A 24,868-nucleotide genomic window follows, 5' to 3' on the forward strand; every position below is an offset into this window, starting at 1 on the left:
ACTATCAAAAAACACAACCCACAGCGTATCGTTATCGAAGCGACTGGGCGCCTAGAAATGCCCTTCGTGTTAGCGTGTACCGAGGCCAAGTTGCCTATTGTTCGTGCCAATCCTGTTCATATCAGACGCTTTGCCGGTGCTATTGGTCGTAGAGCCAAAAATGACCGCTTAGATGCACAGCTTATCGCCCATTATGGTGAAGCCATTAAACCTGATTTGACGGTCATAAAGGCTAAGAACATACGTTTAATGAGTGACTTAGTAATTCGCCGCAATCAGCTGCTCGCGATGCAGACCATGGAGAAAAATCGTATTCAAATTTTGCCTAAGCACCTACATTCGACAATGACACCCATCCTGACTGCGATAAAAAATCAGGTCTCAAAGATTGAAAATAAGCTTGTCAAACTCATCGAAGATTGCCCCGAATACCAAACTAAAAATACCCTCTTACAAAGCGTACCTGGTATCGGCAATATCGCCGCTGCGTCTATCATCAGCAATGTGCCTGAGTTAGGCTACATTACCAACAAGCAAGCGGCTTCACTCATCGGCGTCGCCCCTATTACACGTGAAAGCGGACGCTACAAAGGGAAACGAGTCATCCAAGGAGGCCGCGCACAGGTGAGAACCGTTTTGTACATGGCCATGATGTCAGCCATGCAATGTAATCCTGTTTTCAAGGACACTTACGCTCGATTACTCGAAGCTGGAAAACCAAAGAAAGTGGCGATTATTGCCTGCGTTCGCAAGATGGTGGTCATCCTAAACTCTATGCTTCGAGATGGCATCATGTGGGACCAAAACATCGCCCAAAATAAAGGATTGACGCCATAGTCGTTTGTTAGCTCGCTGACTTACGTTTTTCGTCCCAAGTTTCAAGCACAAACATTGCTATTGTATGCGCAGAGTGAATTGCCAAACGAGCATGACGAGGCTTTAATTTATACATAACTCGACCCTCACCATGCGCTGAACTGGCATGTGTGCGAAACGCTCCAATACCGTCAACAATTGACAGGATGCCGGATAACACTCTTTTTAAGTCATCATCTTGAACCAATTTAGGATCGAAACCTAAATCACCACGCACAACTTTCCAAACGTTTTGTAGATCTTGCTTTTGAGGTTGTGCTAATTGCTCGTCAGCAATATAGACCTTAAATATGGATTCCAAAATGTTGCAAGCTGCTGACACTGACTCTCTAGGTTCAGAGTTTACATTTGCTAGTGCTCTTGTAAATTCAGCTTCAATTGAGGGGATGTCTCTACCTTTAATTAAGTCAGACAAGGAGCGACTTGGAGCTGAACTACCATCAGATACAATACCGCCATTAATGTAAGTTAGATTGCACTGCGCAAGTATTGACTCAAGCTTTTCTTTGAATTCCTTTTTATGATTGGTAACGTTAGTTCCCCACAGGAAGACCTCTTCCTCTTCTTGCTTTGGTAACTCCATATACGTTTCAATCAACTTACCAAGGACTTTTAATGGTTCGCCTGATTCTTTGTTAATTCGTCTTAGCCACGCTTGAACTTTAACGGGCTTAGAACCTTCAGGCGGCTCCCCTGGAGCATCAGCATATAAGAAAAGGTTATCGAGACTTGCATGAGTTTCGAGTGCAGATAAATTGTCTGATAAAACCGCGATTACGGGCGCAGGAATGTCTTTTCTCATATTGCCTCTTAATTAAAAATTGATGATTGCGAGCTAACAGCTGTATAGTGCGCATGCGCGTTTTAGTTCTCGGAGGAGTGTAAACACGCATAGCTATCTGTTTGTATTGGCTGGATATAATACCATTTAGTCCAAATATCCCTTGCTGCTAAACGCGCATGCGTGGTTTCCAAACCTATTATCTACCAGCTGTATTTTTTAACATTATGAATTTGATGCTATTTTCTAAAATGTTACAGAAATAATGCGCAAAATTATCTACAAATTCCCGGCATTTTTCCTGGAACGGCAATAATACTGTATAAAAAATCAGTTATGAGGTGCTTGTCATGAGCGCGCCAAGTCGTTCAAGGGCTCTACAATCCAGGCCCAACAAAAAGCATTAAGTAAAGCCATGGCTACCGCACGGGTCCAAACTCTGTTTGTCCCTGCATTCCGCTTAATGCAGAAAAGTGTTGTTGCTTTCGGCCTTAAGCTTAAGAAAGTGCTAAAGCTAAGCGTTTGAATTGGTTATACAATACCCAGTACTGAATTTGAAAACAATTAGCCAAAGGTCAAGTTCTGCCAAAGGCAACAAAACCCTGATTTGGTTTGTTTTTGAAGCAGAATTGACTGGGTTTGAAACCCAAAGCAACATGACTTTAAGCCGCTGGCACAGCGGCTATCATAGCTTCCAGCTAAAAGTTCCTAAGTTAGTACTGGCCGAGCTTCCGGCCACGGTGTAGCCCATCACCTGTGGTGCACCTTTCGCACAGGCGATACTGTGACACGCTGCGAGTACGTCCTTGTAAGCTCTGCCTCGCCATCCCTGGCTTGGAAGGTCACAGTTCCACCTGTGCCTGGAAAATAGGTGTATGTCTGCAAACTCTTCAGATATTTCAAGCTACTCAGCGCTAACAGAGTTGTACCAATTCCCCCTCGGTGTCGCCGAAAGCCGTTGGCGCAAATAACGTGGCTGAGGCATGGATGCCGAAGCAGCGACAGTCGAATCAGGGATGAGCGTCTGAAGCGATAGTTATTTGCGCCATTAGGCCGAGGGGCTTTCGACACCGTGTGGGGCGGCAAGGGAGATCCAAGAGGGGATTGCTGTTGATCCCTTCTTGGTCGGGTGTGGGGCGAAGCTCCACGACTTTAAGCCGCTGGCACAGCGGCTATCATAGCTTCCAGCTAAAAGTCCCTAAGTTAGTACTGGCCGAGCTTCCGGCCACGGTGTAGCCCATCACCTGTGGTGCACCTTTCGCACAGGCGATACTGTGACACGGTGTGAATACGTCCATGTAGCCTCGACGAAAACGTCCCTGTTTTCGACGGTCACAGTTTCGCCAGTACCTGGGGAAATAGGTGTATGTCTGCAGGTATATAAGCAATATCAAGCAGCACTGTTGTGGAAGAATTGCACCAATCCCCCTTCGGAGCCGCCGCTGGCGTTGTTGCAAATTGGCGTAGCCGAGACAGGGATGTCGAGGCTCGAAGGTCGAGCAAGGAGGCGAGTCCTGAGTGTAGCCAATTTGCTTCATAAGCCAGCGGAGTTTTCGGCTACGTCGGGGGTGTCCTTGGGGATGCAAGGGGCTTTGGACAAGCAAAGCCCCTTGCCCGGTGTGGTGTGGAACACCACGACTTTACGCCGCTGGCACAGCGGCTAGCATTGCTTTCAGCTCAAAATAGCCAAATAACATAGATTGAACTTCCAGCAACGGATGTCTCCCATTGCCTGCCGCAGGCTTATGCACAGGCGATCCTGTGATTCGGCGAGAGTTGCACAGCAACATGCTTTCGAGCGCGAGCCAGGGACGGTGAGCTGGCCGTTAAACAGGGAAGTTGTTGTGAATACGTCCATGTAGCCTCGACGAAAACATCTGACCTACAAGGACGTAGGAAATGCCGAATTTGTCGGGAACAAAATTCGGCCCTGTTTTCGACGGTCACAGTTCCGCCTGTGCCTGGAAATTAGGTGTATGTCTGCAGACACTTCAGATGTTCCAAGCTACTCAGCGCTAACAGAATTACACCGATTCCCCTTCGAAGCCGCCGCTAGGCTTTGTTTGCATATTGGCGTAGCCGAGGCCGGCTTGGAAAATTGAAAACGAATTTTCCGAAGCAATGCCTGATATGAAGAAACAATGCTTGATAAGAAAATGCCCTCCTATTGGAGGGCATTCATTGATGAGTACAACCTAGCTTAAGCGTTTCTCGGTTGCTCAGGCTTATCTATATCCAAAGTCACTTCATAGGCCACATTGTTTTGGCTGACAGGCTTTACCGTCTCCACTTTGGGCTCGACACTAGCCTTGGTATCCCGGGCGATTTGCAGCGCTTCATGGGTGAGCATATTGTTGCCGCTCAGCAGATCATTCAACCCGCCCTTTTCGGCATCTACCAGCCCCAACTCTCTGAGCATGGCATCAACCACAGGCGCGTTGGCACGGTAGTTGAGCGCTGCACTGGTCACTTGCTCGGCAATGCCGCCATTGACACCGGCGCCATCGGAAGCAGCCCCCAATTGACCGGTTACGCCGCTGCCATAGCCTTGAAGGATCTTGATACCTTCGATGTTTTCCAGTGGTTTAACTGCATTGGCGACGATTTCCGGCAGAACTTTGAGGATCGCCAGTGAGCGCTGCAGGGCAACTTGCTCGTCACGCAACACGTTCTCGGCTTCGTGCAGTGCCTGTTTACCGGCCGCTTCCACCGCATACACCTTCTCATCGGCCTCGGCCTTGAGCATCTTGGCATCAGCACTGGCGCGAGCTTCGGTCAGTATCGCTATGGATCTGTCTTCGGCGGCGCGTTTCTCGGCTTCAGCCTGAACTGTAACGCCAACAGCTTCCCGCTCTGCCTCTTTACGGGCGTCAATAACTTCAATCTCTTTGCGACGATTGGCCTCAGCCACCTGACGCACTGTGATTACCGCTTCCTCTTTTTCAACCTTGAGCTTTTCGGCCTCGGCGGCGCGGGCCCTGGCGGCAGATTCTTCTTCCGACTTGGCGGCAACCGCAATCTGTTTCTCCTGTTCGGAGACTTCGATATCTCGCAGCTGTTGAATTCTGGCCTGCTCAATTTGCTTACGCTTTTCAATCTCGCGGGTTTCTATGTCTTTGGTCTTTTCAATTTCCGCCGACTCGATGGCGCGTTCCTTGGCGATTTCCGCCTCCCGCTCCTCACGCTGCTTTTGCTCTTTCTGCTTGATGATCTCGGCCTTTTGCTCGGCGCGCTTGAACTCCAGTGCCTGCTGCTGGATCAGACGTGCTTCCTCTTCGGCCTTTTCAATGTTCAGCGACTCTTTTTCGGCTTCCAGGTTACGCAGCTCAATCTGGATCCTGTTATCCTGCTGAATATCGTTGGTTTCTTTGCGCTTTTCTTCGATGATCTTGGCGAGTCTGGCACGACCTTCGGCGTCAAAGGCGTTGTTCTCATTGAAGAACTCCAGCTCTGTCTGATCAAAACCTGTCAGAGAAACCGACTCCAGTTCCAGACCGTTTTTCTCAAGATCGTTGGCAACGTTGTTCTGCACCCGCTGTACAAAGTCGGCCCGCTGCTCGTGCATCTCTGTCATGTTCATTTCGGCAGCCACTGCGCGCAGCACGTCAACAAACTTGGACTCCATCAGCTTCTTGAGCTCTTCCACCCTATTGGTGCGACCGCCCAATGTCTGGGCCGCCATGGAGATACCTTCGGCATTGGGGGCCACCCTCAAGTAAAAGTCGGCCTTGACGTCCACCCGCATTCTGTCTTTGGTGATCAGGGCATCTTTTTGGGTCTTGCCCACTTCGATGCGCAGGGTGTTCATATTGACGTGAATAATTTCATGCAGTACCGGCAGGACAATGGCGCCGCCATCTTTGACTACCTTTTCACCACCGAAACCCGTGCGCACAAAGGCCATTTCTTTGGTGGCGCGGCAATAGAGCTTGGCAAAAATAAACCCTATCACCAACAAACAGAGCACTACTGCGCCTGCGGTAAACAGCAACATACTGGTGCCGCTGGTATTTAAACCCGGGATGGTTTCCATTCCTGTTGTTTCCTTCTTTGGTTGGATTATTGTTCAAAACGGGTGGCAGACCACACGCGGCCGCTGCGTCTTAGCAGCACCACTTGCACCCCTGCCGGGAATTCGGTGTCTTCGTCTTCGGGTTCGACCAGGACATAGTGTTTCTGACGGTACTGATCCTGAACCACAGCCTCGCTGGGATTTCCCTTGATGGCGCAGCCGAGCGTTACTGTGCCTACGCTGCCGCTGAGATCTTCGATTGAGACGGCGCTGGATTCATTTTTGGGAAGGATTCGGGCCAGCTGCCCACCGAGGAAATGGCAGGCAACCGCCGCCAACGGCAAGGCCAGCAACAAGGAAAACACTTGCGGCAACAGGGCCGAGGTCAGCAGCCAGGAAAAATAGTTAAGTAGGTAGCCCATAATACTGAAACATCCCAGTGCCAGTACAAACCAGATGAGCACAGGCAGCCTATCCAGGCAGAGCCAACCGGCCAGCGCTGTCAGTCCGCCCTGAGGCAGGTCAGTATCAAGATCGGCATCGGGAAGCCAGTCATCCATGGCGGCCATCAGGCTGATACCCGCGATTAATGTGAGTCCCTCTATCACTCCAAGCAGTGCCACTATCGCCAAGGCTACAGCATAGGGCAGATTGGACTGGGCCAGAAAAAAGTCCAGCACAGGATTCCTCCTTGTGGGCGACGACCGCTCCCGGTCGCCAACATTCCATATATGCCTGTTAAATTCAGGTAATTCCTGAGTTTACCTCCAGGCAAGCTTGGACTCCAATAGCTTTTATCTGCATTTGACGTCAGAAATCGGAAGCAGTTCACACTAAGGCTCAAATCCAGAAGGCTTTATGCTGCCATAGCAACGCTTGAGGCTTAACCAGGCTCAGTTAACCTTAAGTCGCAAACTGCCGGCTCAATATCGGCAACAGGGAATAACCCAATTAGTGGCACACCTTTATTTTTTGTTACAAAACATTACCTTAATCAATCTACGCATGAGTAAAGCCTACTGAAAACTGCTTGAGTATCGTCCCTTGGCTTGGTTAGCATAGGGGCAGTTATTCTTTGATGAATGCCAGACATTCCAGAGCACACCATGACAGCCAAAACCGAATATCAGCAACTTTGCCAGCACTTTCGTACCATCAGCCACTTTGAGCATTTCAGTGCCCTGGGGGATTGGGACCAAGCCACCATGATGCCCATGGGCGGCAGCGAGGCCCGCTCCGAGGCGATGGCCGAGTTGGCATTACACATTCACAGCTTGAAAACTGCCCCCCGGCTTGCCGAATGGCTGGATGGCGCCGAAGCCAAGGCCACCGAACTCAGTATCGAACAGAGGGCCAATCTCAGAGAGATGCGCTGGCACTATGCCCAAGCGATAGCCGTGCCGGGAGACTTGGTGCAGGCCAAGACGCTGGCGGGTTATCGCTGTGAAAACCAATGGCGTGAACAGCGACATAACAACGATTGGCAAGGGTTTCGCCCCAATCTTGAAGCGGTAATCGCCTTGGTGCGAGAAGAAGCCCAGGCTCGCTCGGCGCACACTGGCAAGGCCGGTTACGATGCCCTGCTGGACAGATTTGAACCCGGCATGACATGTGAGCGGCTGGAGAACACTCTCGGAGCAGTGCGGGACTGGTTGCCCGAGCTTATCCAAAAAGTGAAGCACAAGCAGCTGCACCAGAGTTACAAGAGCAGCGCCGGCGACTACCCGATAGCAGACCAAAAGCTGCTGGGACGGGAGGTAATGCAATACCTGGGATTTGATTTCAACCAAGGGCGTTTGGATGTCAGCTCGCACCCATTTTGCGGTGGCGTGCCCGGTGATATCCGCCTGACCAGTCGCTATACGGAGGATGACTTTATCGCTGCCCTCACCTCCACTATTCACGAAACGGGTCATGCCCGTTACGAGCAGGCACTGCCAAAGGATTGGCGAGGACAACCCGCCGGAATGGCTCGCTCCATGGGGATCCACGAGAGTCAGAGCCTGTTTTTTGAGATGCAACTCGGCGGCAGCCGCGCCTTTATCAGCAAGCTCTATCCCAGAATTCGCCGACATCTCGACTGCCCGGTATCGGCCCATGAACTGGTCGACAATATCACCCGGGTCAAGCCGGGTCTTATCCGGGTCGATGCCGATGAGGTCACCTATCCGGCGCACATACTGCTGCGATTTGAAGCCGAGCAGGCCTTTATCGACGGCAGCCTGGAAGTGAAAGACCTACCCGATTTCTGGGATCAAAAGATGCAGCAATACCTGGGGCTGAGTACTGCCGGCAATTATAAAGATGGCTGCATGCAGGATATTCACTGGACCTTGGGCGAACTGGGATATTTCCCCAGCTACACCTTGGGAGCCATGTATGCCGCCCAGCTGAGATTTGCCATGGAAGCCGAGTTGGGCCCCATTGAAGCCCTGCTGAGCCAGGATAAGCTGGGGCAGATTTGCGACTGGCTGGATGAAAAGATCTGGTCCAAGGGGTGCCTGCTGGAAACCGATGAACTGATCCGCAGCGCCACAGGGCAGAGTCTGGATCCCAACTTCCTGCAGCGCCATCTGCAACAGCGCTATCTGGATTAATTTATCTGCAAAAATGGTATAATGGCGCGTTTCTACGAAGTAACTGAAAAGAGAAAGTGAATTCAGATGTTGATACGCGCCATTAGCCAGGATGACTGGCAAGCCATAGGCGAAATTCAAGCAGAGTGCTACCACGCTCTGGCCCCCGAACCTTTACATGTACTCAAGAGCAAGTGGCAGGCATCACCGCAAACCTGCTATGTCCTTGAAAAGAGTGAACAGGTGGTAGGCTATTGTCTGGCTCATCCCTGGACCGAAGACACCCCTCCGCCACTGTACAAGGCGATTACCACACTGCCCAAGGCCGACACCCTTTATCTGCATGATATTGCCATCAGCAACAGGGCTCAGGGATTCGGCGCCGGACGCAAACTGTTTGATACCCTCAAGCTTCAGGCGGAAAAACTGCGCTTGGGTTCCTTGTCACTGGTTGCAGTACAGGGCGCCTGTGGTTACTGGGAAAAGCTCGGCTTTAACCACAAGCGTATTGAAAAATCGCTGGCCACCTATACAGATGACGCCAGTTATATGGTCTATCCGGTAGCCCGCTGACAGATGCAACCCACACTCATCACCATAGGCTTGTTGTGCCTGAGCAATATCTTTATGACCTTTGCTTGGTACGGCCACCTCAAATCCCTTTCAGGTAAACCCTGGATCATTGCCGCTTTGGTCAGTTGGGGCATAGCCCTGTTCGAATATCTTTTGCAGGTACCGGCCAACCGTATTGGTTATAGTGTGATGAATGTGGGCCAGCTCAAGATACTTCAGGAAGTCATCACCCTGAGTCTGTTTGTTCCTTTTTCATTCTATTACCTTAAAGAACCACTGAAACTGGACTATCTCTGGGCCGGGTTATGTATGCTCGGCGCCGTTTATTTTATATTTCGCAGTAAGTTCGCTTGAGCCCACTGCTTTAATGAGGACACAAGATGGCACGTCAGGTCGCCTATGAATACAAGGGGGTCGCGAAAGTGATCAACTTTGCCTATGACAAATACCACGACATGTACGAGGCTGTTGCCGCCGCCGAGGGAATAGATCTCAGCCGTTTTCTGGCGATGGAGCAGCAAGTCGCCATGACAGCCAAAGGCGGCGGCGCCCTGAAGAGCTATCGCACCAGTGAATTCGCCCGTATGGGATTTCGTCATATCCACTTTGTCAAAGAAGAAGAGCAGGGTTAATACCTGCCCAAAAGAGGGTTAAGCCATGATAAATCCAGAGCACGCCAATTTTCCCCGAGCCGGCTTTTTCAAGCGCCTCGGTGCCGCCGTTTATGATCTGTTGCTGGCGGTAGCTGTCTACATGTTTGCCGGTGCCATAGGGTTTGGGATCTTTACCGGCCTGACCGCCTCCGGCCTCATTCCCATGGGGAACTATGAACATGTTTCGGATCTGCTCAATGGCAACAGCCTCTATCACGGCCTCTATCAGCTGTGGCTGGCCTGCTGTGTGGCCGGTTTTTACGCTCTCTTTTGGTCCAAGGGCGGCCAGACGCTGGGCATGCGCGCCTGGCGCCTCAAGGTACAGCATCCCAACGGCCAAAACCTGAGTTTTATTACCGCGCTGGCACGGGTGGTTTGGTCCTTATTGGGGATAGGCAACCTGTGGATCTTGTTCAGTGGTGACAAACTGGCACTGCAGGACAGCATGACCCGCTCCGAAGTGGTGCTTCTCAGTAAAGAAGCCAACTCACTGCGCAACTGGCACGGAGCCTGAGGCACTGATTCTGAGGTAATGGCCTGAAATACCCAGGTAGCGGTAGCATTAAAATAACGCTTTATAGATGTCTCCAATACGCAAACCACAGCAAAAAGCCCTGTCACTGACAGGGCTTTTTCATAACGTTAATAGGCACAGGAGGCTTTTAAACCACTGCGGCTTTACTCTCAAGCCCTCAATCCTCAGCGTCCTCAGCGTCCTCAGCGTCCTCAGCGGCGGATATAGTAGATAGCCGCGCCGGTAAACAGCACACTCGGCATCATGGCCCCCATCAAGGCCGGCAGCTCATAGACTATGCTCATGGGGCCGAAGATCTCATTACAGATATAGAAGGTAAAGCCGGCTATCACCCCGAGTAACACCCTGGCCCCCATGGTGACGGTTCGCAGTGGCCCGAACACAAAAGAGAGCGCCACCAGCATCATCACAGCCACTGTGATGGGTTGCATCACCTTGCGCCACAGCGCCAACTCATAGCGACTGGCATCCTGATTGTTATTCTTCAGATAATCGAGATAACCGACCAAACCGCGGATAGACAGGGCATCGGGTTTAACCGACACCACACTCAGCTTGTCCGGTGTCAAACTGGAGGGCCATCTGTCTTCCTTGAGGTTATCCAGCACCACTTGCTCATTTTTGAACACAGTGCGGCGAACCTCCAATAAACGCCAATATTCCTTGGTATAGATAGCCTGCTCGGCGTGCACCACACTGGCCAGCTTCAGCTCAGAGTCAAACTCATAAAGGGTAATATTGCCAAGACGAGTCACATCTTCAATCTCGCCAATATTGACGAACAGGTTTCCATCTCTGGCCCAAATCCCGCGGTGGGACTTAATCAGGTTGCCGCCGGAGATCTTGCTGGTCTTAAGCTCATAGGCCTTCTGCTCCGCCACCGGTGCGCCCCACTCCCCCAGTACCATTACCATCAGCATCAAAGGAACAGCCGTCTTCATCGCCGACAGAGTGATCTGCAGCCGCGACATGCCGGAGGCCTGCATCACTATCAGTTCAGAGTTGGAGGCCAGCATGCCCATGCCGATGAGCGCCCCAAGCAACACGGCCATGGGGAAGAACATCTCCACATCTCTTGGGATCAAAAACAGCACATAAACGGCGGCATCCATCATGGTGTAGCTGCCCCGCCCTACCAAACGCAGCTGATCGACCCATTTGATGATTCCGGAAAGCCCGGTCAAAATCAGCAGACACAGGGCAGAGGTGCTGAGCAATACTCTGGCAATATACCAGTCCAGTATCTTCATGCTGCGGCCCCCCGGCGTTTGAACAGGCCTGTCAGGCGAGTGCCCAAAGGTCTGCCCTTACCTATCAGCAAGATGCCCATCACCAATGCCGAGGCATGGATCCACCACATTCCCAGCCAGGCCGGAATCACCTCATCCTGCAGCGCCTTGCGCCCGGCGACCATCAAGCCGAAATAGCCAAGATAGAGCAATACCGCCGGGAACACCTTGGCAAACTTGCCCTGGCGCACATTAACCCGCGCCAGTGGCACAGCAATCAGCGTCATCAAGGGGATAGCCAGCGGAATGGCCAGTCGCCAGTGGAATTCGGCCACGGCTTCCGGCCCCGGCGTATTGAGCAGTTCCTTGAAAGGCACGGCAGATAACTTGCGATCCCTCTCATCCACTTCCTGCTCTTTGAGCTGCATCTGATAACCGCCGAACTCAATCACCTGGTAATCCACCCGGTTCGGGGCTCCCTGATAACGCACGCCATCATCGAGCTTGAGCCGCTGACCACCGGTTGCGTCTTCCACTACCCGGCCACCATGGGCCACGACCAGGTTGGTAACGCCGCTCTCATCTTCCGCATCGGGAAGCTGGGCCACAAAGACTTTTTCCAGCTCATTATCTTTACTGATTTTTTCAACAAAGAGCACAGCCCGGCCATTGGCACTGGTTTGAAATCGCCCTTGAACCAGGGCGGCTAACCCGGCCTCTGACTGAGCCTTTTCCAAAACCGCGTGCTGTTTGTCCTGCGCCCAAGGCGCAACATAAAGCGCCAGATAACCGGTAAACAGGCTGTTGAGCAACGCCAGGATCAGGGTTACCCGGGTGACATACCATTCGCTGATACCGACCCCGTGAAAGACCACCATCTCGTTTTCTGCATACATGCGGCCATGGGCGAGCAAGATCCCCAGAAACAAACTCAGGGGCAGGATAAGCACCGTCAATTCGGGCAAATTAAGGCCTATCAGAGTCAGCACCAGGGAGGCGGGAAATTCGCCGTCGGAGGCATCGGCCAGGATGCGGACAAATTGCTGGCTGATAAAAATAGCTAACAAGACTGAAAGCACCGCTATTTGTGCCTTCAAAACTTCGCGGATCAAGTATCTAAATACAATCACAGGCTGAATCCGGTATCCAAACTTATCTTTTTGCTGGTGTCAGTGTTACTTTCATGTAGACTGTCTACTTTTGATAGTTTTCTGACCATAACAGGCGGCATTTTGGTTGTTTCAGGCGTATGATTCTTGTCAGCCAAACCAGCCCCCTGCTGCAGGAAATTTTCCGCCTTTGGGCGGCACAAGCAGACATTATCCAATAAATAAAAAAGTTTGTCTTTAAAAGAATCTAGGAGAGCTCATGGAGTTTAGCGTAAAGAGCGGCAGCCCCGAAAAACAGCGCTCGGCCTGCATAGTTGTAGGCGTTTACGAACCCCGTCGCCTGTCCGGCATCGCCGAACAACTGGACAAAATCAGTGAAGGTTACATCAGCAACCTGTTGCGTCGCGGCGATCTGGAAGGTAAGCCCGGGCAGATGTTGCTCCTGCATCATGTACCCAATGTACTGAGTGAGCGGGTTCTGCTGGTAGGTTGCGGAAAAGAACGAGAACTAGACGAGCGCCAATACAAGCAGATCATCACCAAGACGATCAACACCCTCAACGATACCGGCTCAATGGAAGCCGTGTGCTTCCTGACCGAACTGCACGTTAAAGGCCGCGACACTTATTGGAAAGTGCGCCAGGCCGTGGAAACCACCAGCTCTACCCTCTACAGCTTCGATGGACTCAAGACCCGTAAGGGCGAGACTCGTCGCCCGCTGCGCAAACTGGTATTCAATGTCCCAACCCGCCGTGAACTGACGGTTGGCGAGCGCGCCATCGAGCATGGTGTTGGCGTCTCCGCCGGTATGCAGCTGTGCCGCGACGTGGCCAATATGCCACCCAACATCTGCAACCCGGCTTATCTGGCCTCACAGGCCCGGCAATTGGCCGAAGTGCATGAGAACCTGAAGGTCAGCACTATTGGTGAAGAGCAGATGGCCAAGCTTGGCATGAACGCCTACCTGGCCGTGGGCCGTGGCAGTGCCAACGAGTCCATCATGACAGTGATGGAATATCAAGGCGCCGTCGACACGACCGCCAAGCCGATAGTGCTTGTGGGTAAGGGCCTCACTTTTGACTCAGGTGGTATCTCACTCAAGCCGGGTGAAGCCATGGATGAAATGAAATACGACATGGGCGGCGCTGCCGGGGTACTGGGTACCATGAAGGCCATCTGTGAAATGAAGCTGCCCATCAATGTGGTTGGGGTACTGGCCGGCTGTGAAAACATGCCTTCCGGCAACGCCTATCGCCCAGGTGATATTCTCACCACCATGAGCGGTCAAACCGTGGAAGTGCTCAACACAGACGCCGAAGGCCGTCTGGTGCTTTGTGATGTACTCACCTATGTGGAGCGCTTCGACCCTGAACTGGTGGTCGATACCGCCACTCTGACAGGTGCCTGTGTTATCGCGCTCGGTAAACACGCCTCAGGTCTGTTCTCTGCCCATAACCCACTGGCGAGTGAGCTGCTCAATGCCGGTGAGCAGAGTGGTGACCGCGCCTGGCGCCTGCCGATATGGGATGAGTACCAGGAGATGCTGGACAGCCCATTTGCCGATATGACCAACCTGGGCGGACGCCCTGCCGGTTCTATCACAGCAGCCTGTTTCCTGTCGCGCTTTACCAAAAAATACCACTGGGCCCACTTGGATGTAGCGGGTACAGCCTGGAACAGCGGCGCCAACAAGGGCTCGACCGGTCGTCCAGTTCCTATGCTGGCGCAGTTCCTGCTCAACCGCGCCGGGGTCGAGCAAGGCGAATAAGCGCCTGACTCCCTGCCAATAAAAAGCGAAGCCCAGTGCTTCGCTTTTTCTTTTTGTGGGCTATTTTATAAAGCCAATCTTCCCTTTGCCCTGCTCCTTCCCCGTCTTTTGATTATCGCCCCCGCCTTTTGATTATCGCCGATAGCGTCGACGCTTGAGCAAAATAGTATTCATCCACGGTTCAAACCACAGAGCTAAGCCACAGAGCTAAGCCACAATAAACCGCCCTGTTGAAAGGCAGTGGCTCAATACGGCCCATAAAACTCGGCTTCAGACTAAGTTTGCACAGCTGAATTTGCCAATACAGTTCCAGCCGATATGACTCCGTTTACTTTAACTCTGAACGCTTTAATTCATTGCTTTTCATCCAGTTACTTCCTGTCACTTTTTTTTGTCACTTGGTATTGCCGTTGAGATTCCAAGCCAAACAACAGCTGTTCAAATAAAATACTAGACGACTGGTCTAATGGTGATTATACTGGCCGCCATGAACACACAGACACAAAGCACACGCCAACACATACTGGACACGGGTTACCAGCTCGTCGTAACCAAAGGCTTTTCCAATGTTGGCCTGTCACAACTGCTGCAACATGCAGAAGTCCCCAAGGGCTCCTTCTACCACTACTTCAAATCCAAGGAGCAGTTCGGCGAAGCCCTGATAAAGGACTATTTCAACGATTATCAGAATAAGCTGCAGGCACTTTTGGGCCATGAACGCACTCCGGCGCTGCAGCGGCTGCAAAGCTACTGGCAACTCTGGCTGGATTGCGACGCCGATGTCTGCGGCGCACAAAAATGCTTGGTGGTGAAGCTGAGCGCCGAAGTGGCCGATCTCTCTGAACCTATGCGTATGGCGCTGCTGCAAGGTGCCAAGCGGATCATTGCCACCATTGCCGAATGCATCGAAGCCGGAAACCGGGATGGCTCTGTCAAGGTCGGCAACAGTGAACAGACGGCGCAGCTACTTTACAACCTCTGGCTGGGAGCCAGCCTGATGAGCAAGCTGACCCAGGATAAAAACGCCCTCAACCTGGCGATGCAAACCACTGACAGCATACTCGCAGGCAGGCTGGACAACAGCGGCCAATAACAGATACTCCCCGCCACACAGGTGGCGGGATTTTTTTAACCGAGCACTAGACGACCGGTCTAATCAAGCAATAAAACCCAATGGAGCCTATTATGACTGCCAATCAAACCCCACATCAGCGCATTGTGCTGGCCTCTCGCCCGAGCGGCGCTCCCAACGCAGAAAACTTCCGTCTGGAAAGCAGCAGCAAGCCGGTGGCAAACGACGGCCAGGTGTTGCTGCGCACCATCTATCTGTCGCTGGATCCATACATGCGCGGCCGCATGAGTGATGCAGAATCCTATGCCGAGCCGGTAGCCGTGAACGATATCATGGTCGGCGGCACGGTTTGCCAGGTAGAAGAGTCCCGTCACCCGGACTTTGAAGTCGGTGAGTGGGTACTCGCCTACACCGGCTGGCAAAACTATGCCCTTTCGGACGGTGAAGGGTTGTTGAAACTCGGCAAAGCGCCTGCTGCCCCTTCATACGCCCTCGGAGTCATGGGCATGCCGGGTTTCACCGCCTATATGGGACTGCTGGATATTGGCCAGCCCAAAGCGGGAGAAACTCTGGTGGTTGCCGCCGCGACCGGACCGGTTGGCGCAACCGTAGGTCAGATAGGTAAACTCAAGGGCTGCCGGGTCATAGGTATTGCCGGCGGCGCAGAGAAATGTCGCCACGCCAAAGAAGTACTGGGTTTCGATGAGTGCCTGGATCACAAGGCAGAGGACTTCGCCGAGCAGTTGGCCCGAGTCTGCGACCAGGGAATAGACATCTATTTCGAGAACGTCGGCGGCAAGGTGTTTGATGCCGTATTGCCCCTGCTGAATACCAGCGCCAGAGTCCCCGTATGTGGTTTGGTGTCTCAATATAACGCCACTGAGTTGCCGGCTGGCCCGGATCGCCTGTCACTGCTGATGAGCACCATTCTGGTAAAGCGGATCAAGATGCAGGGCTTTATCATTTTTGACGATTATGGTCACAGATATGAAGAGTTCGCCAAGGATATGGGTAACTGGGTTTCTCAGGGCAAAATTCAATACAAGGAGCAACTGGTCGAAGGGCTGGAGCAGGCACCACAAGCCTTTATCGGCCTGCTTGAAGGCAAAAACTTCGGCAAGCTGGTGATCAAGGTTGCCGAGCCGCTGTGATAAAAGCTGATGGCTGCACTCAATTGATTGCTGCGGCCATTCGGTAACCAGCAAAGCAAGACTTGCGGCCCTCTTAAGCATAAACGCCAAGAGGGCCGCCAATTTTAACGACTCAATTCAGGCTATTCACGCCATCTTTAACAAAGCCTTGGCTCCAGCTTAAGCCGGGATTCAAAGACAATCCGGGCACTTCCTTTAATTTGAATCTTGCATTCAGGCCTGTAGGCCGACGCAGAGCACACATGGGACTTGTTAGCACCTTCCTTAGGTTTCCTTAAAATCACCTCACGCTTAACATCAAACAGCAGCTCAATATGGTTGACAGCAAGACAACGCCAAACTGAATCTTGATCCATTTTATGCACGTATGACTTATCAGCTAATAGCTCAAGAGCCTTATCGGGATGGCGCTGACCATTTCAACCTTTGGCCAAAAGGTGTAAAATCCTCCTCTTATGTCAAATGGCTACCAGTGTTCTGTGCAGGGGTGAGATGCAGGCGATGAGCAAGGCAACTTTTTATCTGCTGCCAAATGCAGCACAGCAACCAAGCGCCGAGCAGTTGCAACTGCTTGCCTGTCAGTTGGCCGGGCAGCATTATGCCAAGGGTGAATGGCTCTATATTCACTGTGAGGATCAAGCGCAGGCCCATGGGATTGACGAGCTGCTGTGGCAGTTTGAGCCCATTGCTTTCGTGCCCCATAACCTTAAAGGGGAAGGCCCTGCCGCCGGTGCACCGGTTGAAATCGGCTTTGACAAGCTGGGGCCCAACCAACGCCGCCCGATACTGATCAATCTGGCCACAGAAGCCCCGGCATTTGCGGTAAACTTTGGCAGGATCATAGATTTTGTTGCCGGTGATGAGCAACACAAGGCCCTGGCCAGGGACAGATACCGCCAGTATCGTAATCTGGGAGTCACGCTCAGCACCCAGGATTTGGCAACACAACCACTTAATTTTGTTTGAGAAACGACAGTTCCCATGGAAAAAACATACAATCCGCAGTCTATTGAACAAGCGCTCTACCGTGTATGGGAAGAGAAAGGTTACTTCAAGCCCCACGGTGACGAGTCCCAGGGCAACTATTGCATCATGATCCCGCCGCCGAATGTCACCGGCAGCCTGCATATGGGACACGCCTTTCAGGATACCATTATGGACACCCTGATCCGTTACCAGCGGATGAAAGGCAAGAATACCCTCTGGCAAGTGGGTACCGACCATGCCGGTATCGCCACCCAGATGTTGGTGGAGCGCAAAGTCGCCGCCGAAGAAGGCAAGAGCCGCCACGACCTGGGCCGTGAAGCCTTTATGGACAAGGTATGGGAATGGAAGAACCAGTCCGGTGGCACCATTACCCGCCAGATGCGTCGCCTGGGCGCCTCGGTAGACTGGGACCGTGAGCGTTTCACCATGGACGAAGGCCTGTCGGAAGCCGTGCAGGAAGTGTTTGTTCGCCTCTATGAAGATGACCTCATCTATCGCGGTAAGCGCCTGGTTAACTGGGATCCCAAGCTGCACACTGCAATTTCCGATCTGGAAGTGGAAAACAAGGAAAAGCAGGGCCACATGTGGCACTTCCGCTATCCACTCGCCGATGGCGCCCTGACTGCCGACGGTAAAGACTATCTGATTGTCGCCACCACACGTCCGGAGACTATGCTGGGTGACAGCGCCGTTGCCGTGCACCCTGACGATGAACGTTATCAATCCCTGATTGGCAAAGAGATCATTCTGCCAATCGTTAACCGCCGTATTCCTGTGGTGGCCGATGACTATGTAGATATGGAGTTCGGTACCGGCTGCGTGAAAATCACTCCGGCCCACGACTTCAATGACTATGAAGTCGGCAAGCGTCACAATCTGCCTATGTTCAACATACTCACCCAGGATGCCGCCATCCGCACTGTGGCCGAAGTAGTGAATGTCGACGGTAGCCTCAACACCGAATTGGACGCCTCTTTGCCAAGCCGTTATGCCGGTATGGACAGATTCAAGGCCCGCGATGCCGTTGTCGCCGAATTTGAGACCCTGGGTCTTTTGGAAAAAATCGAGCCCCACGGCCTGAAAGTGCCTTATGGCGACCGCAGCGGCGTGGTGATTGAGCCGCTGCTGACCGACCAATGGTATGTGTCAGTCAAACCACTGGCCAAGACAGCCATAGAAGCGGTGGAAAACGGCGATATCAAGTTTGTGCCTCAGCAATACGAGAACATGTACTTCTCCTGGATGCGTGACATTCAGGACTGGTGTATTTCACGCCAGCTGTGGTGGGGTCACCGCATTCCGGCCTGGTATGACGACAGCGGTAAGGTCTATGTCGGCCGTAACGAAGCCGAAGTACGCGCCAAGCATAACTTGGCAAGCGATATTGCTCTGCGTCAGGACGATGATGTACTGGATACCTGGTTCTCATCTGCCCTGTGGACCTTCTCAACCCTGGGCTGGCCACAGCAGACTCCTGAGCTGAAAACCTTCCACCCCACAGACGTGCTGGTGACAGGTTTCGACATCATCTTCTTCTGGGTAGCCCGGATGATCATGATGACCATGCACTTCATCAAGGATGAAGACGGCACACCTCAGGTGCCCTTCAAGACTGTCTATGTGACCGGGCTTATCCGTGATGAGCAAGGCAACAAGATGTCCAAGTCCAAGGGCAATGTGCTGGATCCACTGGATATGATCGATGGCATAGATCTCGAATCTCTGGTTGGCAAGCGCACCGGTAACATGATGCAGCCGCAACTGGCCGCCAAGATTGAAAAGAGCACCCGCAAGGAGTTTGCCGACGGCATCGAAGCCCACGGTACCGATGCGCTGCGCTTTACCCTGGCTGCCATGGCGTCCACCGGCCGTGACATCAACTGGGACATGAAGCGCCTGGACGGCTACCGCAGCTTCTGTAACAAGCTGTGGAATGCTTCCCGCTATGTACTGATGAACACCGAAGATCAGGATTGCGGCCCCAACTCACCCAACGGCAAGGCCGGCGGTGAGATGCAGCTGTCGCTGGCGGATCGCTGGATCACAGGTCTGTTCAACCAAACGGTCAAGACCTTCGAAGAGCATATGGGCGCCTATCGTTTCGACCTGGCCGCCAATACCCTGTACGAATTCACCTGGAACCAGTTCTGTGACTGGTATCTTGAGCTGACCAAACCTGTGCTGCAAAACGGCTCTGAAGCCGAGCAGCGTGGCACCCGTCATACTCTGGTGACTGTACTCGAGCAGCTGTTGCGCCTGATGCACCCATTGATGCCATACATCACTGAAACCATCTGGCACCGTGTCAAACCACTTGCCGGTGTAGAAGGTGAAACCCTGATGCTGGCCGCCTTCCCTGAGTATCAGGCCGACAAAGTCGATACCGAGGCCATGGCCGACTTGGAATGGGTCAAGCAAGTGATTGTTGCCGTGCGTAACATCCGCGCCGAGCTGAACATAGCTCCGTCCAAGCCGCTCAACGCCTTGCTGCGCAGTGTCAGTGCTCGCGATAAGGCCCGTGTAGAGGCCAACCAAACCTTCTTCACTACCCTGGCTAAGCTGGAAAGCATGACGATTCTGGCCGATGGCGACAACGCGCCCATGTCCACCACCCAACTGGTGGGCGAGATGGAACTGTTGATCCCTATGGCAGGGCTTATCGACGTAGCGGCCGAAATGGCCCGTATCGACAAACAGCTGGAGAAGCTGAGTGGCGAAGTGGCCCGCATTGAAGGCAAGCTGTCCAATGAAGGCTTTGTCGCCAAAGCCCCGGCAGCCGTTATCGACAAAGAGCGCAGCAAGATGGCTGATCTCAAGCGCGATATGGACAAGCTCAAAGAGCAACAAGCCGAGCTGGCCAAACTGGAAGCCTAACGGTTAACCCAAGAGCCATAAAACCCAAGGGCAGTCAATCGACTGCCCTTTTTTTACTATTCGCTTGCCCTCGACTCCAAATGGCCTGCAAGATTAAGATAATTTCATCAGTTAAGTCTGGCTATCGGAACAACATATTGTTAGATTGAAGAATATTCCAAGGGGAGTAACTTCTCGCCGGTTTGTCGTCATTACGGTGTTTGCGCACCCGGCAACCGGGCAAAGCCACTGAGCAGTGCTTTGTAAGTGAGACCTTGCCGACAGGCAAGATCCGCGCTCCTTCAGCTGGCCTGCCGTCGGTGGCAGGCTTTGTTGTATTTGGAGAAAATAAAATGGGTACCTGGTGGTTATGGAGCGGATTTCTGGTAATAGTACTGGGGATCCTTTGGATAGACCTTAAGTTTGTCGGCGGTGGTCACAGCCATAAAGTCTCTATCAAAGAGGCGGGGATCTGGACCCTGGTATGGATAAGCGTCGCCATGCTGTTCAACTTAGGGATTTGGTTCTACCTGAAACAGACCGCAGGTCTCGAAGTCGCCAATCAACAAGGGCTGGAGTTTCTCACCGCCTACCTCATCGAAAAAGCCCTGGCCGTGGACAATGTGTTTGTCTGGCTGATGCTGTTTAGCTATTTCGCTATCCCCGCCGAACTGCAAAGACGGGTGCTGCTCTACGGAGTACTGGGCGCCATAGTGATGCGTACCGCCATGGTATTTGGCGGCACTTGGCTGATTAATCAGTTCCATTGGGTGCTGTATCTTTTCGGGGCATTTCTGCTGTTTACCGGCGTCAAGATGCTGTTTACGAAGGAAGATAATGAAACCGATCTCTCCAACAACAAGCTGCTCGGCTGGCTCAGAAAACACCTGAGGGTGGTGAAAAATCTTCAAGGTGAGCATTTTGTGGTGCGTCGCCACGGCGTATTATTTGCCACCCCCCTGCTGCTGGCGTTGATCGCTGTGGAGATCAGCGACATCATCTTCGCTGTCGACAGTATCCCGGCCATCTTCGCGGTCACCACAGATCCCTTTATCGTACTGACGTCCAACATCTTCGCCATCATGGGCCTCAGGGCCATGTACTTTCTGTTGGCGGGCGCCGCCGAACGTTTTGTACTGCTCAAATATGGCCTGGCACTGATCCTGATATTCATAGGTATCAAGATGCTTCTACTGGATATCTATCATCTGCCTATCATGCTGGCACTGGCGGTGATCGCGATTATTCTACTGGTCAGCATACTGGGCAGTCTGTGGCTGACCCGGAGTCAGAAAGCATCAAAGCAATAGCTTATTTGCCCTGCTAACTGTGGGTCACCCAAGAGATATTAAAATGCCGGACAAAATACCCATTATGTCCGGCTTCCTCCAGAAGCAACTTGCTCCACGGCAACTCACCGTCTTATGGTAATTAAAAGGGAAATGCAAAAATCGCCAAATAAGTCTGTTTGAATCGCACAGGAAAACAATGAGAAAAACAGTACATTGGTGTTTTTTTTGTCATCAATGCCAAAGTATAATGCGGCTTTATAGCGACCACGGAAACCTGCCATGCCGGCTTTTATCAAAGAAGAAATATCACTGCTTATCGCCTTGATTACCTTGTTGTTCTTTAAAACAGGTGGCGCCGAGTATCTGGCAGACGGCGCTCCGCTCGCCGTTTATATCCCGCTGTCGCTATTGCTGCTTGTGGTAGTGATCTGGACCATTTTCGGGGTCGTGCGCCATTCGGATATTCTGGCGATTCGTCTAGGCGATCCCTATGGCACCCTGATCCTCACCCTGTCGGTGATCTCATTGGAAGTGGTGATGATCTCCTCAGTAATGCTGACTGGTGACTCCAACCCAACCCTGGCCCGGGATACTATGTTTGCCGTGGTAATGATCATCTCTACCGGCCTGGTGGGGCTGACACTGCTGCTGGGCGGTTGGCGCTTCCATACCCAGCAATTCAATCTCGACGGGGTAAAATCCTATTTGGTCGCTATTATCCCGCTGGCCCTGGTGTGTCTGGTGCTGCCCAACTTTACCGAAGGCGGCAGCATAGGCGGCTTATCGGTTTCCATGTCCTGGATGCTTGGCTTGGTGTCGATAATGCTCTACGGCATCTTCCTGGTGATCCAAACCAAGAGCCACAGCCACTTTTTTGTTGATGCCGACCACCTGGATGATGAGCACCATCATCATGCCTCCAGCCACTCCAACCTCTACCACGGGGTACTGTTGCTCATCTGCCTGGTAACCGTAATGCTGCTGGCCAAGACCCTGGCGATGCCCATCAACTACAGCATTACCACTCTGGGCGCGCCGGCGAGCCTGGGGGGCTTCCTGGTAGCCTGTATTATTCTGGCGCCGGAAGCTGTGGGTGCCATAAAAGCCGCGCTCAACAATCAGTTGCAAAGAGCGATGAATCTCTATTTTGGTTCTGTGCTGGCCACCATAGCCCTGACCGTACCTGCCGTGCTTCTGGTGGGCAGTATTGCCGGTGAAGAGGTCAGACTTGGGCTCAGTCCCGCAGATATGGTGTTGCTGGTGACCACGCTGATGGTTTGTAAGGTGAGTTTCAGCAATGGTCGCACCCATGCGCTGCACGGGGCGACTCACCTGGTGTTGTTTGTGGTCTATCTGTTCTTGATGTTTGAGTAATCATTCGCGGATGTTGGCCATGAAAAACACATCCACATACTCGCCATCGCGAAAAGCATAGTCCCGCGCCTCGCCCTCAATCACAAAGCCATGGCGTTTGTAGAGCGTTATAGCGGCGTGATTGTCGGTATAAACCGTCAGCTCAAGGCGTCTCACCGCCAACCAGTTATGGGCCAAATCCACTGCGGCCGCCAGCAGCGCAGAACCCACGCCGATACCGCGGCACTCTTCACTCACCGCCATCCCCAGGTCGGCCACATGCTTACGTCTGGGGTTGGTTTGCACCTGCAAGGAGAGCTGACCGGCCACCTCCCCTTGCCACTCTGCGACCAGAGAATAGTAACCATCCGGCAGTTCGCCCAGGCGCTTATACCACTTTTCGAGTGACGGAAAGGGCTGCTGCAAAGTGCCGGCATAACAGCTTGGCTGAGTAAATAGCGCCCGTATTGCCGGAATATCCGTGTGCTCGCTGTGGCGCACCACCACCTCTTGTTGTGACTGACTCACCTTGGGTTCAAAATCTGTTACCTGCACTCTGTTCTCCTTAACTAAAAGCCGCCAAGCCTGTCTGGGCCCGTCCCAGGATCAAGGCATGAATATCATGGGTCCCCTCATAGGTATTGACCGCTTCCAGGTTCATCAGATGCCGGATGACATGAAACTCGTCACTGATACCATTACCACCATGAATGTCCCTGGCCTGGCGAGCAATTTCCAGCGCCTTGCCGCAGGAGTTACGCTTGATTAGCGAGATGGCCTCGATAGCTAAACTGTCCTGATCCAGCAAGCGACCGGCCTGCAAGCAGGCAAACAGCGCCGTGGTGATCTCTGTTTGCATATCCACCAGCTTTTTCTGGATTAGCTGATTGGCCGCCAATGGTCTGCCGAACTGGACTCGGTCCAGACTGTATTGCCGTGCGGCATGCCAGCAAAACTCGGCCGCGCCCAAGGCGCCCCAGGCGATGCCGTATCTGGCCTTGTTGAGACAACCAAAGGGCCCCTTGAGCCCCTCGACATTGGGCAGCAGAGCATCGACACCCACTTCAACTCCGTCCAGCACAATTTCGCCGGTTATCGAGGCCCTGAGAGAGAACTTGCCCTCTATCTTGGGCGCCGACAGCCCAGGAGCGCCCTTTTCCACTAAAAAGCCACGAATGACCCCATCAAGCTTGGCCCAAACCAGGAACAGATCAGCGATGGGAGAGTTGGTGATCCACATCTTATTGCCATGGAGCCGATACCCTCCCGGGATAGCTTCGGCGCGAGTCTTCATACCGCCGGGATCTGAACCTACATCCGGCTCGGTCAGCCCAAAACAGCCAATCAGTTCACCCCGGGCCAGCCTTGGCAGATATTTCTGTTTCTGCTCTTCAGTGCCGTAGGCAAAAATCGGATGCATCACCAAAGAGGACTGCACACTCATGGCGGAACGATAACCACTGTCGACCCGCTCTATCTCACGGGCAATCAGGCCATAGCTGACATAGTTGACCCCGGCGCCGCCATATTCACTTGGCAGAGTCGCCCCGAGTAATCCCAGGGCACCGAGCTCTTTCATGATCTCGGGATCAAAGTATTGCTCGCGATTTGCCTGCAGGATCCTGGGTTGCAACTTGCTTTGGGCATATTCACGCACAGTATCGCGGATCATCCTTTCTTCCGGCAGCAACAGGCTGTCAAACTGCAAGGGATCTTGCCAATCGAAGGGGTTACGGGCCATAGCTTTGTCCTTTTTTTTCAGCTGATTTTCATCATGCTAACTCAGTCCCGGATTTCTGCCCAGCGCTGAAACCTCCGCCAAACAAAGATTACGTCTGTATCAAATTGCTACTTTCATGAAAGAAATCTCTGAATTTGCGCCGCACAAATGTTAGTCTTCAGCACTATTCTTGGTCATAGCTTTTAGTAATATTTTCGGTATTCAATGTCTGTACGGCTCTGCTTATTCATAATCGGCCTCTTGTCTCTCAATGCCTGGGCACATCCCTATTGCAAAGAGACAGAATGCATCCCTATTGATAAATGGG

Annotated in this window: 20 protein-coding genes; 13 read left to right on the forward strand and 7 right to left on the reverse strand. The window is 52.6% G+C overall.

What is annotated here, in order from left to right; all coding sequences use genetic code 11:
- Window positions 1–837: IS110 family RNA-guided transposase (locus tag CX650_RS06980; RefSeq protein ID WP_101095405.1), on the forward strand; the 837-nt coding region annotated here is incomplete at its 5' end.
- A 7-nt stretch (window positions 838–844) separates the two neighbouring features.
- Here the strand turns inward: CX650_RS06980 and CX650_RS06985 are convergent.
- The 3 genes from CX650_RS06985 to CX650_RS07000 form a co-directional block, all read right to left on the reverse strand.
- Window positions 845–1,678: an abortive infection family protein gene (locus CX650_RS06985; RefSeq protein ID WP_101095406.1), complete on the reverse strand. Its 834-nt coding sequence runs from the start codon at window positions 1,676–1,678 to the stop codon at window positions 845–847.
- A gap of 2,179 nt (window positions 1,679–3,857) precedes the next feature.
- Window positions 3,858–5,690 carry a flotillin family protein gene (locus tag CX650_RS06995; protein WP_025889285.1) on the reverse strand — a complete coding sequence of 611 codons (1,833 nt, stop codon included), beginning with the start codon at window positions 5,688–5,690 and terminating at the stop codon, window positions 3,858–3,860.
- Window positions 5,691–5,716: 26 nt separating this feature from the next.
- Window positions 5,717–6,349 (reverse strand): YqiJ family protein, encoded by a 633-nt coding sequence (locus CX650_RS07000; protein WP_101095408.1) that lies wholly within the window; start codon window positions 6,347–6,349, stop codon window positions 5,717–5,719.
- A gap of 426 nt (window positions 6,350–6,775) precedes the next feature.
- On the opposite strand from CX650_RS07000, the gene CX650_RS07005 reads away from it, so the two are divergent.
- From CX650_RS07005 to CX650_RS07025, 5 genes are all read left to right on the forward strand, one after another.
- Window positions 6,776–8,266 carry a carboxypeptidase M32 gene (locus tag CX650_RS07005; protein WP_101095409.1) on the forward strand — a complete coding sequence of 497 codons (1,491 nt, stop codon included), beginning with the start codon at window positions 6,776–6,778 and terminating at the stop codon, window positions 8,264–8,266.
- A 66-nt stretch (window positions 8,267–8,332) separates the two neighbouring features.
- Window positions 8,333–8,818 (forward strand): GNAT family N-acetyltransferase, encoded by a 486-nt coding sequence (locus CX650_RS07010; RefSeq protein WP_025889284.1) that lies wholly within the window; start codon window positions 8,333–8,335, stop codon window positions 8,816–8,818.
- Window positions 8,819–8,821: 3 nt separating this feature from the next.
- Window positions 8,822–9,172 carry a DMT family protein gene (locus CX650_RS07015; protein WP_025889282.1) on the forward strand — a complete coding sequence of 117 codons (351 nt, stop codon included), beginning with the start codon at window positions 8,822–8,824 and terminating at the stop codon, window positions 9,170–9,172.
- Between the two features lie 26 nt (window positions 9,173–9,198).
- Window positions 9,199–9,450, forward strand: a complete 252-nt coding sequence (locus CX650_RS07020; protein WP_025011397.1) for a DUF2960 domain-containing protein — start codon at window positions 9,199–9,201, stop codon at window positions 9,448–9,450.
- Between the two features lie 25 nt (window positions 9,451–9,475).
- Entirely contained in the window at window positions 9,476–9,985 is a 510-nt protein-coding gene (locus tag CX650_RS07025) for an RDD family protein (RefSeq protein ID WP_028781602.1), read from the forward strand.
- A gap of 212 nt (window positions 9,986–10,197) precedes the next feature.
- On the opposite strand, the gene lptG is transcribed toward CX650_RS07025, so the two are convergent.
- Together lptG and lptF are read right to left on the reverse strand one after the other, a co-directional pair.
- Window positions 10,198–11,256 carry an LPS export ABC transporter permease LptG gene (gene lptG, locus CX650_RS07030; RefSeq protein WP_101095410.1) on the reverse strand — a complete coding sequence of 353 codons (1,059 nt, stop codon included), beginning with the start codon at window positions 11,254–11,256 and terminating at the stop codon, window positions 10,198–10,200.
- Complete coding sequence (gene lptF / locus CX650_RS07035; RefSeq protein ID WP_039033175.1) at window positions 11,253–12,365, reverse strand: LPS export ABC transporter permease LptF; 1,113 nt, start codon at window positions 12,363–12,365, stop codon at window positions 11,253–11,255. The genes lptG and lptF overlap by 4 nt, the downstream gene beginning before the upstream one ends.
- Window positions 12,366–12,603: 238 nt before the next feature.
- Between lptF and pepA the strand changes: the two genes are divergently transcribed.
- From pepA to CX650_RS07070, 7 genes are all read left to right on the forward strand, one after another.
- Window positions 12,604–14,112, forward strand: coding sequence for a leucyl aminopeptidase (gene pepA, locus CX650_RS07040; protein ID WP_039033174.1), 1,509 nt, complete (start codon window positions 12,604–12,606; stop codon window positions 14,110–14,112).
- A 487-nt stretch (window positions 14,113–14,599) separates the two neighbouring features.
- On the forward strand, window positions 14,600–15,205 hold the full coding sequence (locus CX650_RS07045) for a TetR/AcrR family transcriptional regulator (protein WP_039033204.1): 606 nt from the start codon (window positions 14,600–14,602) through the stop codon (window positions 15,203–15,205).
- Window positions 15,206–15,297: 92 nt separating this feature from the next.
- The gene (locus tag CX650_RS07050; protein ID WP_101095582.1) at window positions 15,298–16,335 is read left to right on the forward strand and encodes an NADP-dependent oxidoreductase; all 1,038 of its coding nucleotides are present in this window, start codon (window positions 15,298–15,300) and stop codon (window positions 16,333–16,335) included.
- A 501-nt stretch (window positions 16,336–16,836) separates the two neighbouring features.
- Window positions 16,837–17,301 (forward strand): DNA polymerase III subunit chi, encoded by a 465-nt coding sequence (locus tag CX650_RS07055; protein WP_101095583.1) that lies wholly within the window; start codon window positions 16,837–16,839, stop codon window positions 17,299–17,301.
- A gap of 15 nt (window positions 17,302–17,316) precedes the next feature.
- Window positions 17,317–20,196, forward strand: a complete 2,880-nt coding sequence (locus CX650_RS07060; protein ID WP_101095411.1) for a valine--tRNA ligase — start codon at window positions 17,317–17,319, stop codon at window positions 20,194–20,196.
- A 332-nt stretch (window positions 20,197–20,528) separates the two neighbouring features.
- Window positions 20,529–21,485, forward strand: coding sequence for a TerC family protein (locus CX650_RS07065; RefSeq protein WP_101095584.1), 957 nt, complete (start codon window positions 20,529–20,531; stop codon window positions 21,483–21,485).
- 261 nt (window positions 21,486–21,746) lie between these two features.
- Window positions 21,747–22,841, forward strand: a complete 1,095-nt coding sequence (locus CX650_RS07070; protein WP_101095412.1) for a calcium:cation antiporter — start codon at window positions 21,747–21,749, stop codon at window positions 22,839–22,841.
- Here CX650_RS07070 and CX650_RS07075 read toward each other — a convergent pair whose 3' ends face one another.
- Both CX650_RS07075 and CX650_RS07080 read right to left on the reverse strand, forming a co-directional pair.
- Window positions 22,842–23,375 (reverse strand): GNAT family N-acetyltransferase, encoded by a 534-nt coding sequence (locus tag CX650_RS07075; RefSeq protein ID WP_226684440.1) that lies wholly within the window; start codon window positions 23,373–23,375, stop codon window positions 22,842–22,844.
- A gap of 10 nt (window positions 23,376–23,385) precedes the next feature.
- Entirely contained in the window at window positions 23,386–24,561 is a 1,176-nt protein-coding gene (locus CX650_RS07080) for an acyl-CoA dehydrogenase (protein ID WP_101095413.1), read from the reverse strand.
- Window positions 24,562–24,868: the final 307 nt, after the last annotated feature.

It is taken from the genome of Shewanella indica, assembly GCF_002836975.1.
In the GTDB taxonomy this organism is placed as follows: Bacteria; Pseudomonadota; Gammaproteobacteria; order Enterobacterales; family Shewanellaceae; genus Shewanella; species Shewanella indica.

Coding starts and splice junctions, on each gene's coding strand:
- CX650_RS06985 (WP_101095406.1), bottom strand. CDS start 1,678: ATGAGAAAAGACATTCCTGCGCCCGTAATCGCGGTTTTATCAGACAAT.
- CX650_RS06995 (WP_025889285.1), bottom strand. CDS start 5,690: ATGGAAACCATCCCGGGTTTAAATACCAGCGGCACCAGTATGTTGCTG.
- CX650_RS07005 (WP_101095409.1), top strand. CDS start 6,776: ATGACAGCCAAAACCGAATATCAGCAACTTTGCCAGCACTTTCGTACC.
- CX650_RS07010 (WP_025889284.1), top strand. CDS start 8,333: ATGTTGATACGCGCCATTAGCCAGGATGACTGGCAAGCCATAGGCGAA.
- CX650_RS07015 (WP_025889282.1), top strand. CDS start 8,822: ATGCAACCCACACTCATCACCATAGGCTTGTTGTGCCTGAGCAATATC.
- CX650_RS07020 (WP_025011397.1), top strand. CDS start 9,199: ATGGCACGTCAGGTCGCCTATGAATACAAGGGGGTCGCGAAAGTGATC.
- CX650_RS07025 (WP_028781602.1), top strand. CDS start 9,476: ATGATAAATCCAGAGCACGCCAATTTTCCCCGAGCCGGCTTTTTCAAG.
- lptG (WP_101095410.1), bottom strand. CDS start 11,256: ATGAAGATACTGGACTGGTATATTGCCAGAGTATTGCTCAGCACCTCT.
- pepA (WP_039033174.1), top strand. CDS start 12,604: ATGGAGTTTAGCGTAAAGAGCGGCAGCCCCGAAAAACAGCGCTCGGCC.
- CX650_RS07045 (WP_039033204.1), top strand. CDS start 14,600: ATGAACACACAGACACAAAGCACACGCCAACACATACTGGACACGGGT.
- CX650_RS07050 (WP_101095582.1), top strand. CDS start 15,298: ATGACTGCCAATCAAACCCCACATCAGCGCATTGTGCTGGCCTCTCGC.
- CX650_RS07055 (WP_101095583.1), top strand. CDS start 16,837: ATGAGCAAGGCAACTTTTTATCTGCTGCCAAATGCAGCACAGCAACCA.
- CX650_RS07060 (WP_101095411.1), top strand. CDS start 17,317: ATGGAAAAAACATACAATCCGCAGTCTATTGAACAAGCGCTCTACCGT.
- CX650_RS07065 (WP_101095584.1), top strand. CDS start 20,529: ATGGGTACCTGGTGGTTATGGAGCGGATTTCTGGTAATAGTACTGGGG.
- CX650_RS07070 (WP_101095412.1), top strand. CDS start 21,747: ATGCCGGCTTTTATCAAAGAAGAAATATCACTGCTTATCGCCTTGATT.
- CX650_RS07080 (WP_101095413.1), bottom strand. CDS start 24,561: ATGGCCCGTAACCCCTTCGATTGGCAAGATCCCTTGCAGTTTGACAGC.